The sequence below is a fragment of the Rhodococcus sp. P3_B8 genome (assembly GCF_056402775.1).
On sequence record NZ_JBFUGT010000590.1, the window covers coordinates 1 to 1,800 of the forward strand.

Here is a 1,800-nt window from a genome sequence, read left to right on the forward strand (position 1 = left end):
AGTCCGGGGCCGAAGCGGCCGTCGACGAGCAGGGCCCACACGTTGCCGAACGTGACGTGCCCCTCGACGAGTTCTTCGATGTCGACGCCGCGGTAGCGCAGGGCGCCGCCGTCCTTGTCGGGTTCGGCGATGTCGCTGGTGAACGCGACCACGCCTTCCAGACCGGTTACGAAATCAGCTGGTAGACCAGTCCGGTCGGTGATCTCTGCAGTAGTCATGGCTGGTCCTCAAAATATTCTGGTGGCGAGAGAGTTTGGTGCGAAGAGCAGGATCCGGGGCCGGAAAAACGGACCGCCTTATCCGTTGAAGCAGAGACCAACGCGGTGCCGGAGTTTCGCTACCGCATCGTCTCGGCTCAAGCGCACAGTGCCTACCCGGCGACGCCTTCGCGATTTCATGTCCATTCAGCGAACAGCCTTTCCGATCGTCGCTGCTCCACTAAAAGGGTTAGCGGTAAACATTTCAATACCTGTTTGCGTACTGCTCGTGGTGCGGGACAACGGAGCCATAACCGTTCACCCAGTGAACATAGCCGAGTGGCCAGGGAAACGGGACGCGGCGGTCACGGTGGCACTCGAAGGCGCGGCAGTGGGCCGATTTGAGGTCCGTGAAAGGTACTGACATACAGATCGTCCAATGGACAGCGACATCTCCTCGTGCGACGGGTCGTCCCGCTGGCCTTCCGCGCGCCTATTCGGGGCATCGGCCGACCTGGTCAGGCGGTAGTGGAAATGGTGGGGGTCTGATAGGCGCGTCCTGATCGGCAGGAACGAGAAAGTCTTGCAGCGTTTTAGTGTGACGCAGTCGAGGTTCGAATCATGAACGAACCCCTGGCAGTGGTCGATTCGACGCGAATAGTCTCAACACGCACCGATCGCGACCGATCGTCGAGCATTTGGTTGGTGTGGAGACCCCATCTTCCCGAAAGTTGGGCGGGGTTTCGCTTGCCGGGTTCGCAACGAGTACGGCACGCGGCACGGGACCCCTGGCAAGACCCGGAATCGCTCTCAGCCAGTGGGGTCCCGTGTTGCGCAACCTGCTTGGTGAGAGCGGGGCGGGATGCCCTTCCGGCCCCGGGTCGAGATGAGTCGCAACCGCCTGCTGCGCTGGAGGGCCGCGACGAGGTCACTCTTCTCGGCATCGCACTGTATTCGCGGATAGAACCCTCGCCGGGAGCGAGAGCAGTGATCGCCAAACTGGTCGGCGCAGTCCGGACGGATTGTCACCCCAGTACGATTTCCCTTGTCTACTTCTTTCGATTCGGCGAGCGAGGCGGTGTCGTGTTGTGGTGCGGCCAAGCGCAGCCCCCGCCAACGACGAAAATCAGCTGGCAGGGGCGCTACACGGACAACCTGCACGCAGTGACGAGCGGCGCAATAGTGATTTTCGTGATCCAGTGCGGGGTAGTCCAGGGAATGTGATCCATGCCATTGCAACTATTTCTACATCCCTCGAATGATCGACCAGCAAGTGCAAGTTTGGAGTCTCGACAGCGCGTACATATCCGGCCTGTTGGGTGGCGTTCGGCGCGAGCCTGCGACGAGTGGTTGAAGGGCTCACCGCGCCCGTTGGATCGGCGCTAAGAGTGCGTGCGATGTGCTGCACCCAAGCCTGTGATGGCTCCCTGGGGGCGCCTCGCCCGGTACCAAAGGCGCGGGAGCGCCGTGCTTAAGGCGCAGGTCAAGACCGGCAACGGCAAGCTCAAGAAGGAGCAGCTCGAGAACTATCTCGACGTGGCGCGGAAGAAGAAGTACGACGTGGTGGTCAGCCTGTCGAACGACGTCCCCGCCGGTGCCGGGG

General features: G+C 61.7%; 1 protein-coding gene. It reads right to left on the bottom strand.

All coding sequences use genetic code 11. The annotated features are described in order from the left end of the window. The coding region (locus AC1D1G_RS44855; RefSeq protein WP_477956900.1) for a citrate/2-methylcitrate synthase at positions 1-218 on the bottom strand (218 nt) is incomplete at its 3' end. Positions 219-1,800: the final 1,582 nt, after the last annotated feature.